Origin of the sequence: Pseudomonas sp. Pseusp88, from assembly GCF_047303955.1 — a bacterium.
In the GTDB taxonomy this organism is placed as follows: Bacteria; Pseudomonadota; Gammaproteobacteria; order Pseudomonadales; family Pseudomonadaceae; genus Aquipseudomonas.
Genome location: NZ_JBGLYM010000019.1, coordinates 82988 through 99128, shown reverse-complemented (window position 1 = coordinate 99128; position 16141 = coordinate 82988). Strand labels below are relative to the sequence as shown.

Genomic DNA, 16141 nt, shown 5'->3' with positions numbered 1-16141 from the left:
AGTGCTCGCCCTTGTCATGAGCATTGCTTAGACTCGGCCTCTTTCATCGTATTCATGCAACAGGGAGGTCGATCCATGCGTCGCGTGGTTTTCAATCAGAAGGGAGGTGTCGGCAAGTCCAGCATCGCCTGCAATCTGGCGGCGGTCAGCGCTCATGAGGGGTATCGCACGCTCTTGATTGATCTCGATGCCCAGGCCAACTCCACCCAGTACCTCACGGGGCTGACGGGCGATGACATTCCCATGGGTATTGCCGATTTCTTCAAGCAGACCCTGTCCGCAGGGTTCGGCAAGAAAAACCATGTGGATATCTACGAAACCCCCTACGACAATCTGCATGTGGTCACCGCCACTGCCGAGCTTGCCGACCTGCAACCCAAGCTTGAGGCCAAGCACAAGATCAACAAGCTGCGTAAGTTGCTTGATGAGCTGGATGGTGAATACGAACGCATCTACCTTGATACGCCGCCAGCCTTGAATTTCTACGCCGTTTCGGCGCTGATCGCCGCTGATCGAGTACTGATTCCGTTCGACTGCGACAGCTTTTCCCGTCAGGCCCTGTACGGCCTGATCAAGGAAGTCGACGAACTCAAGGAAGATCACAACGAAGGCCTGGAAGTGGAAGGCATTATCGTCAACCAGTTCCAACCCCGGGCCAGCCTGCCCCAGCAGATGCTCGACGAGTTGATTGCCGAAGGCTTGCCGGTATTGCCGGTGTACCTCAACGCCTCAGTGAAGATGCGCGAGTCCCATGAGGCCAGTACACCGCTGATTCATCTGGACCCGCGGCACAAGCTGACCCAGCAGTTCGTGGAGTTGCATCACTGGCTGGAAACCAACGCGCAGCGTTGATTAGCGGGCTTGGTTCCAGTCAAGCGATCTGACACGCCGTGGTTCTTTTGAAGCAAATGCTGGGGGTTGTGGGAGCGAATTCATTCGCGAAGGCGTGGTTTGAGGCGACACAAATGTGTCGAGTTTACCGGCCTCTTCGCGAATGAATTCGCTCCCACAATCGCTCACCGCTACTGGCGCTCGACGTTTAGACGTTGCCCAAACGGCGACAGCGTCTTGGGGTTGAACGTCCCTTCACGAATGTCCCGATTGATGCGCTCGGCCTCCTTTTGCGCCTTTTCGGCCAGGTCCTGCGGGATTTCGATGGTGGCTTCCATATCGGCGCTGAGGGCCTGTTGCGTGGCGATCACGGTATGGCTGCCCGGCATGCAGGCGCATTTCACCACATTGCCGTGGGTGCATACGGCGACGAATTCATCGACAAAGGTGGGGTTGCCCTGGGCGACATAACCGACGCTCTGGCATGCCGCGCACCACACCGGATCGCCCATCCGCGCGACCCGTTGCAGATCGACCAGATGGCTGGACGAAGCGCTCATGATAAATCCGCCGGTGCTGGTGGGGTCGCCTTCCCTGACTGCATAAGACATAACGATTGATACCCATGGTTGAGTCGGAAATCGCGATGCTAGGGGCAAACCGGGGCGGCGTGGGCGTCGAAAAGTGGAATAGGACAAGTCCTACAGAAAAATCGGCTAACTCTCTGGCCTTGCTTCTATTTTCCAACAACTCTGGGTTTATGACCGTTGGAGCGATCAATGAATACCTTGGCTACCCAGCCAGGCCATCAATTGCTGCAACGGAAACGCGCCGCTCTGCCGCGCCACTTCCCGCCCGTTCTTGAACAGGATCAGGCTGGGGATCGAGCGAATGCCCAGTTGCGCCGACAGTTGCTGATTGGCTTCGCTGTCCAGCTTGGCCAGTCGGCAGCGCCCCGACAGTTGCCGGGCAGCCTGTTCGAAGGTTGGTGCAAAGGACTTGCACGGCCCACACCATTCTGCCCAGACGTCCACCAATAGCGGCAGGTCGCCCTTGATCTGACTGGCGTAGTCGCCCTGGGTCAGGTTGAACGGGGTATTGAGCAGCACCGGCTGCTTGCAGCGCCCGCACTTGGGCTGGTCGGCCAGGCGCTCATTGGGGATGCGATTGAGGCCGTTACAGTGGGGGCAGGGAATAATCAGAGGATCGGACATGAGCGGCTCCGGTGTCGGAAAAGGGCATTGCCCCTTATCTGGAGCCGCGTCCACGGGATATCAACCGTTGAATGCACGCAATGAAGCTTCGAGCAGGCCCCCACCCATCTCCAGTTCGCGGTTGATCATGGCGACCAGCGAACGCATCTGACGCAGATCGGCATCCACCGCTTCAGCGCACAGTGCCTGGGTATGGCCGAGTACCTGGGCCAGTTGCTCCAGGGCATCGCGCACGGGAACGCCGGATTGCACGGCGAAGACATTGCCGAAAGGGGTATGCAGAGTGGTTGGAGGTTGATTCATGGGCCTGTCCTTGGTTGGCGGCCACCCTTGTGAGGGGTGGCAGCTATACGCAGGTTGACGGACCGGTGAAACTGAGTGAAAAAACCGGCGCACTTTGAGGGCGCCCCACGTATAGCAGCCATAACAGACCTGTTTTTCACTCAATTGCTTTCAGGCCGTCAAACCTGATCACGGGATATCCGTGACGGCGGCGAGGATAGGCGGAGAAGTTGGAGAGAACAATATGTTAAAGAAATATCAGATTATTCCTACAGTGTCGGGTTATTAGGTCTTACATGTTGTAAGTAGTCTGTGGGGGCTGCTTTAGCCGGGAGTGCGGTTTTCCGGCTAAAGTCGGGCTCACGGGTGTTTTTCCTTTCGGACTATCCGTTCGAGGAGTTGTTTGCATCTGTTTTATCGCGATAGCCTTTTTGCATTCTTTAAGTAAAAAGGTGTTCAACATGAACCGTTGTAATAAATTGAAATTGGCTACTTGTGTCGGGGTTGTATTTGCATACGGGATTGCTTGGGCAGGGCCGCAAGTCAATGTGACATTTAAAAATAATGGCGGCGAAAGGGCGTATTATAGTGCGGTGGGTAGTAATGGCACGATGACCTATACCAATGCGAGTCCCAAGCCCGATAGCGAGGTGGAATCCGGAACTCAGAGCGCTTATGGCGTGCGCAGCAGTGTGTCCCCGGATATGGGCTACGCGGTCGTCGATTATCGGATGGGCAGCAAGACTTGCCGGTTTTCCACGACCTACACAAAAGCATTTACCAATGGCGTACGCACCCCTAAGTGGAATAAGAGTGCAGTAGCCGGAGGCGGTGCTCAATGTGATGTCAGAATTACCTCTGTCGATTATGCCTCTCACAATTGGTCTGTCGAATTCACCATGCAGTAATGTTATTGCCTGGGCATTCGCAACGAATGCTCAGGCCTTCTTTCCAGGGAGGTCGAAATGACTAATGGTATTCAACTAGATAGATCAATTGGATCTGTCGTAATGACACTTGCCAAAGTTTCCAGTGCTGGCGTTGAAAAAAGTGCAGGTTCCAAGTGCACCGAGGCCTTGTCTGCCACCCCAAAGCTTTCCAGCCTTGCCCGCCAATTGAGCGAAAGCGCCGAGCGCGCGCGAATCCGGGACAGCACGTTAAGTCGCCAGCAACTGGGGGAGCTGGGTCGCGAGATTGGATATAAAGTGTCGAACGGTTGTGCGCCGGAAATAAAAGCCAGGCGCGCTCAGGAAGTGCCTGACACGGATGATCCCGAGCGGCTGGAGCGTGCGGTCCAGGCAACCCGCTTTGTAGCCAATAATTATCAAGCCGATTCACGTGTCATCAATCCTTTTGCAGGGCTGTCCCGTGAGCAGTTGACCTTGATTGTTTATGACGAGCATGGCGGCTATACCCTCAACGAACGGGACGCCGCCAAGGTCGGCATCAAGCAGCTCGAGCGGCCATGGCGTGAACGAGTATTGGCCGATGCTCAGCTCGAGAGAAGCCAGACTGGTGGCGCCCCGAACTTCTACAGAGCCTGCGTTGCCCATTACCGGGCTTTGCCAAAGATTGAGCAGGCAATGCATCACCCTGACTACGAGGCCAATAATCTGCGTTTTATTGAAGAGGACCTTGAAGCACAGAGATCCGGCAAGAAAGATCAACCCATGCTGACCCTGATCGAAGTGCTCGCGCGCATGAACAGAAAACTCCCCATTTATGTGGCGGGCGGTGAAAATCCATCACCTGCCGTCAGGATCGACGATGCAAAAGAGATCAAGGCGTAGGCGCCGGCTGGCTGGCGACCGGTGAACTCTGTGGGAGCGAATTCATTCGCGAAAGCGGTAATACAGGCCATGCAAAGGTGTCGGGTGTATTGGTCTCTTCGCGAATGAATTCGCTCCCACAGGATTTGCTTACGTGCCCTGCCTACGCAACCTGTGCCCAATCAGCTATTCACGACGAACAACTGATCTCCAGATGCTTGCCCCAATCCGGCGGCCGCTGGGCATAGCGCTCCATATCGGTTTGTTCAGTGAACGGATTGCACAACACGCGGTGCAGGCGACGGACTTCTTCGTAGTCGCCGCCTTCGGCAGCTTCGATGGCTTGTTGGGCCAGGTAGTTGCGCAGGATGTACAGGGGGTTGACGGCGTGCATGCGGGTGCGGCGTTCGGCGTCGCTGCCCTGGTCTTCCTGGGCGCAGCGGCTCTGGTAGTCGTCGGCCCAGACGTCGAAGCCGCGCATGTCGACGAAGTCATCGCGCAATTGGCGCACGGCGTCGGCGGCGGGTTGCTCGCCCAGGCGGCGGAAGAACAGGCTGTAGTCCACACCGCTGTTCTGCATCAGTTTGAGCAGGCGGCTGATCAGCATTTCGTCGCCATCCTGCGCTGTTGTCAGGCCAAGGCGGCGGCGCATCAGGTCCAGGTAGTGAGCCTGGTACAGCGGCAGGAACAGACCGATGGCTTCGCGCAGGGCATCCACTTCAATGAACGGCGTCAGGGCCTGGGCCAGAGCACTTAGGTTCCATTGGCCGATGGGCACCTGGTTGCTGTAGGAGTAGCGGCCTTCGTGGTCAGAATGGTTGCAGATGAAGTTCTGGTCGAAGTCATCGAGAAAGGCAAATGGGCCGAAGTCGAAGGTAATGCCCAGGATCGACATATTGTCGGTGTTCATCACGCCATGGCAGAAGCCATAGGCCTGCCACTTGGCGATCAGCTCGGCGTTGCGCTCGACGATTTCCTTGTACATCGCCAGATACGGCTCCGGCTGTTCCAGGCATTGCGGGTAGTGCAGGTTGAGCACGTGATCGACCAGGGTTTTCAGATGGTCGTGCTGCTTGGTGTAGTAGAAATATTCGAGGCTGCCAAAGCGCACGTGGCTGGGTGCCAGACGCAGCAGCATGGCGCCCTGTTCCTGTTTCTCGCGCCAGACCGGAGTGCTGGAGCCGATGACACAGGCCGCACGGCTGCTGGGAATGCCCAGGGCGTGCAGGGCTTCGCTGGCCAGGAACTCGCGGATGGACGAGCGCAATACGGCGCGACCGTCGCCCATGCGTGAGAACGGCGTCTGACCGGCGCCCTTGAGGTGCAGGTCCCAATGCTCGCCCGCCTCGTTATACACCTCACCCAGCAACAGGCCGCGGCCATCGCCCAGGCGCGGGTTGTAGGAGCCGAACTGATGGCCGGAATAGACCATGGCCCGGGCGTCGGCATCGGCCCAAAGCTTGTGCCCGCTGAAAATCTCGGCGAATACGGTTTCTTCGGCCTGCGCTGGTTGCAGATCAAGCAGCGCCAGGGCCGCATCGCTGGCCACGACCAGGCGTGGCTCGGCCAGGGGGTCGGGCAGTACCGAGGTGGAGAAAACGTCACCCAGGCGGGCGAAGCGATTGTCGAAGGTCAGTTCGTCGAGGGCTTTCAAAGGCCACCTCCAGCAAAATGTCCGAGCATTTTGCTGGGGTTAACCCTGCCGCGTCCACTGACTAATCAGTCCAGGCGCAGTTCCGGTGGCTCCGGGGCATCCTTGGGCGCGGGTTTGATCGGCGCCTCTTTAGTGACTGGCATGGCTTCGGGAGTGCCTTCCTTGAGCGGCACCAGCTTGTATTCCTCGCCGTGCAGGTTCTTGAGGTAGACCTCCATCTGCCGGAAGGAGATGTTGATGTTCTCTTTCTTGAACTCGCGGTTGATGAAGCGGTTGATCTCGTCGATCACCGGGTTACGGTCGCCCAGGTCGCGCACGTGCATGCGCAGTTCGTGGTCCAGGGTGCTTTCGCCGAAATTGAGGAAGTAGACGATCGGCGCCGGATCCTTGAGTACACGCGGATTGTCCTTGGCTGCCTTGAGCAGCAGGGTACGCACCAGGTCCAGGTCCGAGCCGTAGTCGACACCGACCTTGAGGGTGACCCGGGTCACTGTGTCGGTCAGCGACCAGTTGATCAATTGTCCGGTAATGAATGTCTTGTTCGGGACAATGATGTCCTTGCGGTCGAAGTCGGTGATGGTGGTGGCACGGATGCGGATCTTGCTCACCGTACCCGACAGGTTGCCGATGGTGATGGTGTCGCCGATCCGTACCGGGCGCTCGAACAGGATCATGATGCCGGAGATGAAGTTGGCGAAGATCTCCTGCATGCCGAAACCCAGGCCCACGGACAGTGCCGCGACCAGCCATTGCAGCTTGTCCCAGCTCACGCCCAGGGTGGACAGGGTCGAGACGAAGCCGATTCCGGCGATGGCATAGGACAGCAAGGTGGTGGTGGCGTAGGCGCTGCCTTGCGCCAGGTTCAGGCGCGACAGCACCAATACTTCCAAAAGCCCTGGCAAGTTACCGGCCAGGACGAAGGTAATGGCGATGATTACCGCTGCGCCGATCAGGTCGCCGAGGCTGATGGGCACCATGCTCATGGTAGCGCCGGTGCCGCTGGTGTATTCGTAGAGGGTGATGTTGTCCAGATACGAGAACACCGAAATCAGATCGGCCCAGACCCAGTACAGCGCGCCGACGAAGCCGGCCAGCAGGGCCAGGCGGATCAGGCGCAGGGACTGGCTGTTGACCTGTTCGATATCCAGAGTCGGCTCTTCAATGACGCCTTCGCCGTCACCGCTTTCCTTGGCTGCCTGGCGCTTGGCCAGTGCACGCTGGTAGGCCAGGCGCCGGGCTGCGACGCCGAGGCCGCGAACGAAAGTCGCTTCGATGACCAGCCAGAGCATGATCAGGTACAGGGTGTCGATCAGACGATCGCTGAGTTTGAGGGCGGTGTAGTAGTAGCCGAAGCACACGGCCAGGAACAGCGCCACAGGCAGGGCGGTGAACGCCAGGGCCATCGCCTTGCGAAACAGTGAGGCGTTGTGATGGTTGGGGCTTGCCAGCAGCAGGCGGCTGAGCAGCCAGGTCATCAGCGCATAGCAGGTCAATACCACGCCAATACCGATCACATCGTCAGCCAGGGCGGCGGGTTGGTGTTCGGCCACGGCGACGACCGTTACCAGCGCCAGTACCACCAGGCCCAGGCGGCGGATCCAGCCGCGCAGGAACTCGACCTGGACTTTCTCCCAGCGGAAATGCAGTTGCGCGACACCGTCCGGTGCCAGGGTTCGATAGGCGGTGTAGAACACCAGCCAGGCCAGAGCCAGTTGCAGCAGCGCCGCACCCATATTGGCGTTCTGCCCACGGGCGTCGACCTGCAGGGCATAGGCGCACAGGGCCAGGGCCAACGCCACCGGCATGGCCAGCAATACGTTGATCAACAGCGCCAACGGGGTTTGCCACCAGTTGTCACGGCGGAAGTGGCCGATATTGGCGTGCAGGCGTGTCAGCTTGTGATAGAGCGCATTGCGTTTCCAGGTCAGTACGCCAATCACCAACAGCAACGGCAGGAACAGTAGCGGGCGCTGGATCAGGCCGTCGGCCAGTTCCGTGACGCTGGATGTCCACGGCAGCGTCGTGACCTGTTTCTGCAGACGCGGCCCGATGCCTTGCAGCCATTCCAGATCCAGCGGCTTATTGCTGGGGATCCAGAACATCTGCTCGTCGAGGGTGGTGCGCAGGCCGATGGCGGTGCTGACCAGTTGTTTCTGGTTCAACTGCAAGGTGATGGATTCGTTGAGCAGGGCGCTGAGTTCGCGGTTCAGCCGTTCGAGCAGGTCGCTGCGCGTGGTTGCCAGGTCGAGCAGGGTCTTGCGCAGGGCCGGGGTAACGTCCTGAGGCGCCTGGGTCGTCAGCAGCTTGTCGACGTAGGCGGTGGGGCTGCTCATTTGCTCGCGCTGCTGGTTGATGTCGAACTGGTACAGGCGGATATCGGCGATTTCGTCGGCCAGGCCCTTGTCCAGGACCAGATGCGGCAGGGCCTGCTTCTGCTTGTAGAGAATCTTGGACAGCAACAGGCTGCCGCGCAGCACGCTGATCTGCTCGTCCAGGGTCTGGTCGCTCTGGGTCAGGGCATCGAGTTGCTGCTTTGCCTTGAGGTTCTGCTGGGTCAGCTCGTTGAGGCGGTCGGTGCCGCGCAGCAGGTAGTCGGAGAGCTTGAGATTGGCCGCGCTTTCACTGGCCAGCAGGCTGCTGCCGCCGGATTTTTCCGCTTCCAAGGACAGCTCAGTGACGGTTTTCTGCGACTGTGCCCGGCGCTTGTCGTTGATCAGGGTTTGCAGGTCCTGAATTTCCTGATCCATGCGCGCGGTTTTTTCCGTCAGCAGGTCACGCTGGCTGTTACCCAGATCCTGTAACTGGCTGTTGCCTGCCAGTTCCTGTCGCCGCAACAGGTTCAGTGCGTTGATCGAAGCCAGTTCGGCATTGAGCAGGTTGCGCTGGTCGGCGTTGAGCAGCTTGCCGTTGTCCTTGCCAGCCTTGAGCAGCATGTTGATCTGCTGGATGCGGTTCTGATTGGCGCTGATCTCGGCCTGTGCCCGTTCGGGGCGGGTCTGGGCGGTGATGGTCAGGCTGTTGGCGTCGTTGAGGGCCTTTTGCAGATCGCTCTGCTGCGCGCCGCGCTGGGCCAGCATCTGCTCAAGCTGCGGCACATCAAGGTTGCCATAGCGCTGCGCCACCGGTGTGGTCTTGGCTTCCTTGAGCCTGGCCAGTTCGCGCTGGTTGTCGGTGGTCTGCTTGGGCGCCTGGCTCAACTGCTGCTTGAGGTCGTTAAGCTTCTGCCCGCTGTCCTGCTGGGCATCGATGAAGCTCAGGGTCTGTTCCAGCACCTGCTGCAAAGCTTTCTGATCGGCGTCGGCGAGTTTGCGATCAGCGATTTTGTCCAGGCTTTGCTGGACGGCATCGCGAGAAGGCGGATCGGCCGCCAGGGCGGAGAAGGTGGACAGGCAAAATCCGAACAGCAAGGCCGTAAACAGGGTACGCAAGGACAAGATAGACACCGGTCGAGCTAGGCAAGAAAAGGGAGTGTAGGGCGTGTTGGTGTTTCAGGACAAATACCGAGTACCAATCAACTGGAGGCGAATTCTGTGGGGGCGAATTCATTCGCGAAGAGGGCCGTACAGTCGAAGTAGCTCCGTTGTTTGAACCCCCCGCCTTCGCGAATGAATTCGCTCCCTCAGAGCTTCCACAAAATTCGCTCCTACCCGCAATAGAGCGTTTTAGAGGAATAACCCGGGACCCGGGCGGCTTCCTTCGGGGAATCTGACACCGACTTTTAGAATTTTGTTTCCGTCCATGACCGCAACTGTCCAGATTGTGCCGTTCCACTCGATCTGGTCGCCTACAACCGGTTCGCCGCGGTTCTTCTGCACGATGAACTGGCTCAGCGGTTGTTGCGGGTCCAGACCGTCGAGTTTCAAGCCATACAGGGCCGCAACCGCACCCAGTTGCGCATCGCCTTCGAGGACGAAGTCGCCGAAAAAACGCAGATCCAGGCCACGTTGCGGCGCCTGGCTGAACAGTTTGCCCAGGGCTGGCAGGTCGTGTTCATGACCGATGACGCAGAGCAGGTCATCGACTTCCAGCACCGTACTACCGGAAGGGTGCAGCAGTTGCTGGCCACGGAACAGCGCGGCGATCCGCGTACCGTCGGGCATCTTCAATTCGCGCAGGGCGGCGCCTATGCACCATTTCTCGGCGCCAAGGCGATAGACGAACAGTTCCCACTCACTGGTGACGTGCACTTCCAGGGCCGCGCGAGAAATCGGCGCAGGCTCTGGCGGGACGGTCACTTTCAGCAGCTTGGCCACCCACGGCAGGCTCGTGCCCTGTACCAGCAGCGAGACCAGCACGATAAAGAACGCCAGGTTGAAATACAGCTGCGCATGGGGCAGCCCGGCCATCAACGGGAACACCGCCAGAATGATGGGTACCGCTCCGCGAAGGCCGACCCAGGCGATAAACGCTTTTTCGCGACCATGGAAAGCTTTGAAGGGCAGCAGGCCGGCCAGCACCGACAGCGGCCGCGCCACCAGAATCATCCACAGCGCCAGGCCCAGGGCGGGCAGGGCGATGGGCAGCAGGTCATGGGGGGTGACCAGTAGGCCCAGTACCAGGAACATGCCGATCTGCGCCAGCCAGGCCATGCCGTCGAGCATATGCAGGATGCCGTGGCGGCTGCGGATGGGTTGGTTGCCCATGACCAGGCCGCACAGGTACACGGCAAGGAAGCCGCTGCCATGGATGGCGTTGGTCAGGGCGAATACCGCAAGGCCGCCCGCAATTACCAGAATCGGATAAAGACCGGCAGCCAGATTGATCCGGTTGACCAGCTGCAGCATCAGCCAGCCGCCGCCCAGACCGATGATGCCGCCGATGCCGAACTCCCGCACCAGATGGCCGAGCAGGCTCCAGTGCAGACCGGTTTCGCCGCTGGCGAGCATGTCGATCAGGGTCACGGTGAGGAATACGGCCATGGGGTCGTTGCTGCCGGATTCGATCTCCAGGCTGGCGGTGACCCGTTCGTTCAGGCCCTTGCCGCCAAGCAGCGAGAATACCGCAGCGGCATCCGTGGAACCGACGATGGCGCCAATCAGCAGACCCTGGATCAGGTTCAGATCGAACAGCCAGGCCGCAACCAGACCGGTCAGGCCGGTGGTAATCAGCACGCCGATGGTGGCCAGGGACAGCGCCGGCCACAGCGCCACGCGGAAACTGGCCACTCGCGTGCGCAGGCCGCCGTCGAGCAGGATCACTGCGAGGGCGAGGTTGCCCACCAGGTAGGCGGTTGGATAGTTGTCGAAGACGATGCCGCCGCCGTCCACGCCAGCAGTCATGCCTACAGCGAGGATAATGACCAGAATCGGGATGCCGAGGCGCGAAGACAGAGAACTGACCAGAATGCTCGCCGCTACCAGCAACGCGCCGATCAGGAACAGGCTGTTGATGGTGGTGGCATCCAAAGGCGGTACTCCATAAACAACGAAAGGGGTTAACGCACACGGATAGACCATGCAGTCAACGTGCCAAGGGATTCTAACCTGTTGAATTGGTTCGCTGTCAAAGCATTGCTAATGATTAATCAGAAGATCGTGCGTCTGTGGGACCGGCTTTAGCCGGGAAGGCGGTATGTCTGGGCAATAAAGATGGGATGAATAGGCCGACCTCTTCCCGGCTGAAGCCGGTCCCACGGATTTTCGCTAGCTGGATATGAATAATTACCGCTTGCCCCCTCGCTCAATCTGCTCACGTGCATGCCTTTCTCTCTACAAAGGAAAGCACCATGCATCGCCCCCAAATCGAGCCCTCGTTCAGTTTTACCCAAGGGACCGCCGATGTGCGTTATGTCCGTGACGAACAGCGCCTCAAGCAGATGGCGCGGCAGTTCGTCGACGATTACCCGGACGTGCACGGCGTGGCCTATGCCGAAGCGGGCAAGCTGTTGCAGCGTCACACTGGCAGGCGACTGGATCCGGATAAAGTCTATTGGCACCGCTTTGCCAGCGCCGCCAGCAGCCCGAGGACCTTCACCGGCTGGCAGCACGCCGGGGAGCCGGTAGAGTCCATGACTTTTGTCGAACTGATGCTGCATCGCTTCTCGGCCCATGATCAGCAGGCCAGCGACGAGCTCTCCCTTTACGGCGGCTTTTACACCGACGGACCGCTGCACGGCGTTTACGATGAGCGCAACGAAGTGGCGCTGTTGCCGCAGCAGGTCCTGACGGATTTCTGGGCGCTGGATTTCAGCGCCCTGTTCCATGAGCGAATCAATGACTTCTGGACGCAACACGGCAACACCTTCTGCACCCTGGCCCGTTCCCGCTTTCTCGCCGCAGCCGGTCATCAATTGCGCGTGGGCGGCCTTACTGTGCCGCAGTTCAAGCAGCTGACCGGCGCCGTGGTCGGCACGTTGCAGCCGGTCATGACCCTGCATGCGCTGCAAGTCACCCTCCATACCGGGCCGGGTGTGTCCCTGCACACTTTCGATATTGGCGGCCACGTGTGCAGCGATAGTTTCCGTATCGTCGGCAATGGCTGGCAGGTTCTTTATCTGCCTGGGGATGCCCAGGTGTTCTATATCTTTGCCTCTCAGCGCGAGTTGTATCGCTGGGTGCGCTCGCGCCTGACTTCTGCGGCAGCCCGCAATGCCTTCAAGGCGATGTTTTTGCGCACCGATGGGCAAAGGCGGCTGCATGGCGATACGTTCGACGAGACTCTGCGGCAGATCGTTGCTACACCCTGGCATGCCGGGCAGAACCTCGTGAACAGCGCCGACAGGATCATCAGTGGCGATGTCTTCGAATATCTACGCGACGTTGCGCAACAGCAAATGCTCAGCGATGCCCAGGTTCTGATGACGACCAATAGCGATCTGCGCAAGCGCATGTGGATGGGCTACCTGAGTGCCTGTATCACGGTGCTCGGCAGCTTCGCCCCGCTGGGCTGGCCGGTGGCGCTGACGCTGGTGGGGGCCGGGATTGCCAACGTCGCATTGCATGTTGACCAGGCCATCCACGGTAAAAATGCCAGGGAGCGCAAGGCCGGTTTGATCGGCGCCATCTTCAATTCGATTTTCCTGGTGTTCAATCTGCCGGTGCTGGCGGGCCTGAGCAGGGCTGCCGCAGTCAGCGCAGCCAGACAGGCTGTCTTGCCGGTGGCCGATGATGTCGGCGTGACGTTCGAATTCAGCTCTACCAGTGACCTGTCGGGGCTCGAAGGTAATGTAGTGCTCAATGCCGAGCCCACGCATATCCTGGGGCACATGCGCGGCGTGCAGCAGCTGGCCAACGGCGAAACCTGGATCAACCTCGATGACATGCCCTATCGGGTGGGTTACAGCGAAGAGGCCGGCCACTGGAGCATTGTCGATCCGGACGAGCCGGGGGGCAGCGCGGCCCTTGCGGTACGCCTCAATACGCTGGATGAGTGGGAGTTGGTGCCGGTTGCAGGCGATTTGGCCATCGGCGCAGGACCCGGCCAGATCAGGTCGGTACGTTCGGCGTTCTGGGATGTGTTCATGCAGTTCAATTTGCCGGACGAGACCTTGCAGTCGCAACTGGGGCTGGCCCGTCAGGAAGCGGCCATCAACCTGCCTGAGGTCGAGCCAGGCGGGCGCATTGGCCGGGATGCCAGCGCCGATGAAATCTACATCGATGCCTGGGGCGATGTGCATCGGGTGTTCAAGACCGCAGACGGGCGCTATGTCGGCGGGCGTATCAAGCTGTATACGAGCGAGGACTTGGCATTCAACAACTATCTGCGCACGGGTGTGCCTTCAGGCCCGGGGCAGGCCCGGTTGATCGAAGAGCTGGCAGACGACCTGCAAGCGGTCGGGCATAACAACAACGTCACGCTGTACCGCGGTGGCAACGGCGTGCGCGGCACCTCTGGCAGTTTTTTCCGTAATAGCGGTGTCAGGGCCGGCGACGTGCTGGTCAACACCGATATCAGCTCATTCAGCGAAAATCCCTACCTGGCCCGAGCGTTCTGCAGCAGTCAGGCGGGCCGCAATTCGCCTGACTTCGCCCTCAGCGGCGAGGCGATCATCTTTGATGACACGTCTGTGGTATTCGAACTGCCGGAAAAACACTACCTGGGCGCCACACCCATCGCGCCCTTTTCCACGGATCAGGAGGAAGTCGAATCGATCTTCCTGCCCGGCCATTACTTCCTGATCGACGGCATTCAACAGGTGACAGGGCTCAACTACCGCTTCATCAGGGTGCGCATCACCGAAATCCCCCAGCCCAAGGTCTGGCACAGGCTCTATGACATGCGCACCGGCGAGCCCTTCAGTCGCGAGCAGTACGCGGCGAAACTGGGCGAGGAAGGCAGTGTACTGGTAGAGCGATTTTTCCCGCTGCAACCCGCTGGCCTGCGCTATTAAAACCAGCCTTCCTGCATGCCCAGGCAAACATCATCACGGCTTTCCAGAATCGCCAGTTCGTGATGGCAGCCGGGGATTTCCCAGGTCAGGAAGTAGCGCGCCGCCTGCAACTTGCCCTGATAGAAGTCCGTGTCTGCCGGGTTGCCCCTGGCCATGCCCTGTTCGGCGTGAATCGCCTGCTCCAGCCAGCGCCAGCCGATCACGGTATGGCCGAAGACCTTGAGATACAGCGCCGAATTGGCCAGGGTCGAGTTGACCTTGCCCTGGCTCAGGTCGCCAAGCAGGCCGAGTGTCACGGCTTGCAGGCGTGCCACCAGTTGTTCCAGAGGCTGGCGCAGGGCATCCAGGCCCGGATAGCCCTGGGCCCGCTTGGCAGTGCCCGCAATCAGGCGCAACAGTTGCTTGAGCCCGGCACCACCGTTTTGCGCGAGCTTGCGCCCCAGAAGGTCGAGGGACTGGATACCGTGTGTACCTTCATGGATCGGGTTCAGGCGGTTGTCGCGGTAGTACTGCTCCACCGGGTATTCACGGGTGTAGCCGTGACCGGCGAGGATCTGGATCGCCAACTCGTTGGCCTTGAGGCAGAACTCCGAGGGCCAGGATTTGACGATGGGCGTCAGCAGGTCCAGCAGTTCATGGGCCTGCTGACGCACCTCCTCGGTCTCACCGGTAGTGGTGTCGTCGAATAGCCGGGCGGCATACAGCCCGAGGTCGAAGGCGCCCTCTACATAAGCCTTTTGCGTCAGCAGCATGCGCTTGACGTCGGCGTGGCGGATGATCGGCACCGGTGCGCTGTCCGGGCTCTTGCTGTCCGGCAGCCGGCCCTGTGGGCGTTCCCGGGCGTATTCCAGCGAATACAGGTAACCGGCGTAACCGAGCATTACCGCGCCCATGCCGACGCCGATGCGCGCCTCGTTCATCATTTGGAACATGCAGCTCAGGCCCTGATGCGGCTTGCCCACCAGATAACCAACACACTCGCCGTTATCGCCGAAGTTCAGCGCAGTGGAGGTGGTCCCGCGCCAGCCCATCTTGTGAAACAGCCCGGCCAGGATCACATCGTTGCGGGGGCCGAGGCTGCCGTCTTCATTGACCAGGAACTTGGGCACGATAAACAGCGAAATGCCCTTCACTCCGGCAGGCGCGTCGGGCAGCTTGGCCAGGACCATATGCACGATGTTTTCCGACAGCGGATGGTCGCCGCCGGAGATAAAGATCTTGTTGCCGCGCAGGCGATAAGTACCATCCGCTGCGGGTTCGGCGCGGGTGCGGATATCCGACAGCGACGAGCCGGCGTGGGGTTCAGTCAGGGCCATGGTGCCGAAGAAACGGCCGTCGATCATCGGTTGCAGGAACAGGCGTTTCTGTTCGTCGCTGCCGAAGCTTTCGATCAGATTGGCCGCGCCCATGGTCAGGAACGGATAAGCCGTGGTTCCCGCGTTGGCGGCCTGGAAATGGGCAAAACAGGCCTGGGACAACAGCGTCGGCAACTGCATGCCACCGGCTTCGAAACTGCGTGCGGCGTTGAGAAAGCCCGCCTCCAGAAAGGCATCGACCGCAGGCTTGACCTCGGGGATCAGCACCGCTGCGCCATTTTCGTAGCGCGGCTCGTTTTCATCAGCCTTGCGGTTATGCGGGGCGAAATACTTCTCGGCGATGGCGCGGGCTGTGCCAATGGCGGCATCGAAGGTCTCGCGATTGTGCTCGGCGAAACGCTCGCGCCGGGTCAGTGACTCGGCATCCAATACCTCATACAGCTCGAAAGCCAGATTGCGGGAATTGAGCAGCGTCTCGGACATGGCGGCCTACCTTTTGTTGGAATGCTGTGAGTCTAGGTCGGTGAATGAAAGGTGAATAGCATGATTGATGAGGATGATGATTGGCCCCAAATCATGTGCGGTCAGGATCCTGCAAAGACCGTATTCCAATATAAAGACGCCGACGCCCATCAAAGAACGCTGATCCGGGTAGGAGCGACTTGTTCGCGAGCAGGCCGGTCCACCCGCCGCATCTCTGTCTGTCGTAATTGGCGTGCAGCCGCCCATCCATTGATCAAGGCCCT

General features: G+C 59.7%; 11 protein-coding genes. 4 read left to right on the top strand and 7 right to left on the bottom strand.

Features of this window, described 5'->3' with window-relative positions; genetic code table 11:
* Window positions 1-75: 75 nt before the first annotated feature.
* Window positions 76-852 carry a ParA family protein gene (locus ACCD02_RS21535; RefSeq protein WP_413306255.1) on the top strand — a complete coding sequence of 259 codons (777 nt, stop codon included), beginning with the start codon at window positions 76-78 and terminating at the stop codon, window positions 850-852.
* 170 nt (window positions 853-1022) lie between these two features.
* On the opposite strand, the gene ACCD02_RS21530 is transcribed toward ACCD02_RS21535, so the two are convergent.
* The 3 genes from ACCD02_RS21530 to ACCD02_RS21520 all read right to left on the bottom strand — a co-directional run bounded on the left by ACCD02_RS21530 (window position 1023) and on the right by ACCD02_RS21520 (window position 2348).
* Window positions 1023-1442 carry a PAAR domain-containing protein gene (locus ACCD02_RS21530; protein WP_413306253.1) on the bottom strand — a complete coding sequence of 140 codons (420 nt, stop codon included), beginning with the start codon at window positions 1440-1442 and terminating at the stop codon, window positions 1023-1025.
* Between the two features lie 165 nt (window positions 1443-1607).
* Window positions 1608-2045: a thioredoxin TrxC gene (gene trxC, locus ACCD02_RS21525; RefSeq protein WP_413306250.1), complete on the bottom strand. Its 438-nt coding sequence runs from the start codon at window positions 2043-2045 to the stop codon at window positions 1608-1610.
* 60 nt (window positions 2046-2105) lie between these two features.
* On the bottom strand, window positions 2106-2348 hold the full coding sequence (locus ACCD02_RS21520; RefSeq protein WP_413306248.1) for a hypothetical protein: 243 nt from the start codon (window positions 2346-2348) through the stop codon (window positions 2106-2108).
* Window positions 2349-2788: 440 nt separating this feature from the next.
* On the opposite strand from ACCD02_RS21520, the gene ACCD02_RS21515 reads away from it, so the two are divergent.
* On the top strand, window positions 2789-3235 hold the full coding sequence (locus tag ACCD02_RS21515; protein WP_413306245.1) for a hypothetical protein: 447 nt from the start codon (window positions 2789-2791) through the stop codon (window positions 3233-3235).
* A gap of 102 nt (window positions 3236-3337) precedes the next feature.
* Window positions 3338-4117 (top strand): hypothetical protein, encoded by a 780-nt coding sequence (locus ACCD02_RS21510; RefSeq protein WP_413306242.1) that lies wholly within the window; start codon window positions 3338-3340, stop codon window positions 4115-4117.
* Window positions 4118-4286: 169 nt separating this feature from the next.
* On the opposite strand, the gene selO is transcribed toward ACCD02_RS21510, so the two are convergent.
* The 3 genes from selO to ACCD02_RS21495 form a co-directional block, all read right to left on the bottom strand.
* Window positions 4287-5750 carry a protein adenylyltransferase SelO gene (gene selO, locus ACCD02_RS21505; protein ID WP_413306239.1) on the bottom strand — a complete coding sequence of 488 codons (1464 nt, stop codon included), beginning with the start codon at window positions 5748-5750 and terminating at the stop codon, window positions 4287-4289.
* Between the two features lie 65 nt (window positions 5751-5815).
* Window positions 5816-9187, bottom strand: coding sequence for a mechanosensitive channel MscK (mscK, locus tag ACCD02_RS21500; RefSeq protein WP_413306330.1), 3372 nt, complete (start codon window positions 9185-9187; stop codon window positions 5816-5818).
* 225 nt (window positions 9188-9412) lie between these two features.
* On the bottom strand, window positions 9413-11155 hold the full coding sequence (locus ACCD02_RS21495) for a potassium/proton antiporter (protein WP_413306236.1): 1743 nt from the start codon (window positions 11153-11155) through the stop codon (window positions 9413-9415).
* 320 nt (window positions 11156-11475) lie between these two features.
* On the opposite strand from ACCD02_RS21495, the gene ACCD02_RS21490 reads away from it, so the two are divergent.
* Window positions 11476-14079 (top strand): dermonecrotic toxin domain-containing protein, encoded by a 2604-nt coding sequence (locus tag ACCD02_RS21490; protein ID WP_413306233.1) that lies wholly within the window; start codon window positions 11476-11478, stop codon window positions 14077-14079.
* On the opposite strand, the gene ACCD02_RS21485 is transcribed toward ACCD02_RS21490, so the two are convergent.
* Window positions 14076-15878, bottom strand: coding sequence for an acyl-CoA dehydrogenase (locus tag ACCD02_RS21485; RefSeq protein ID WP_413306230.1), 1803 nt, complete (start codon window positions 15876-15878; stop codon window positions 14076-14078). The genes ACCD02_RS21490 and ACCD02_RS21485 overlap by 4 nt on opposite strands.
* Window positions 15879-16141 lie beyond the last annotated feature (263 nt).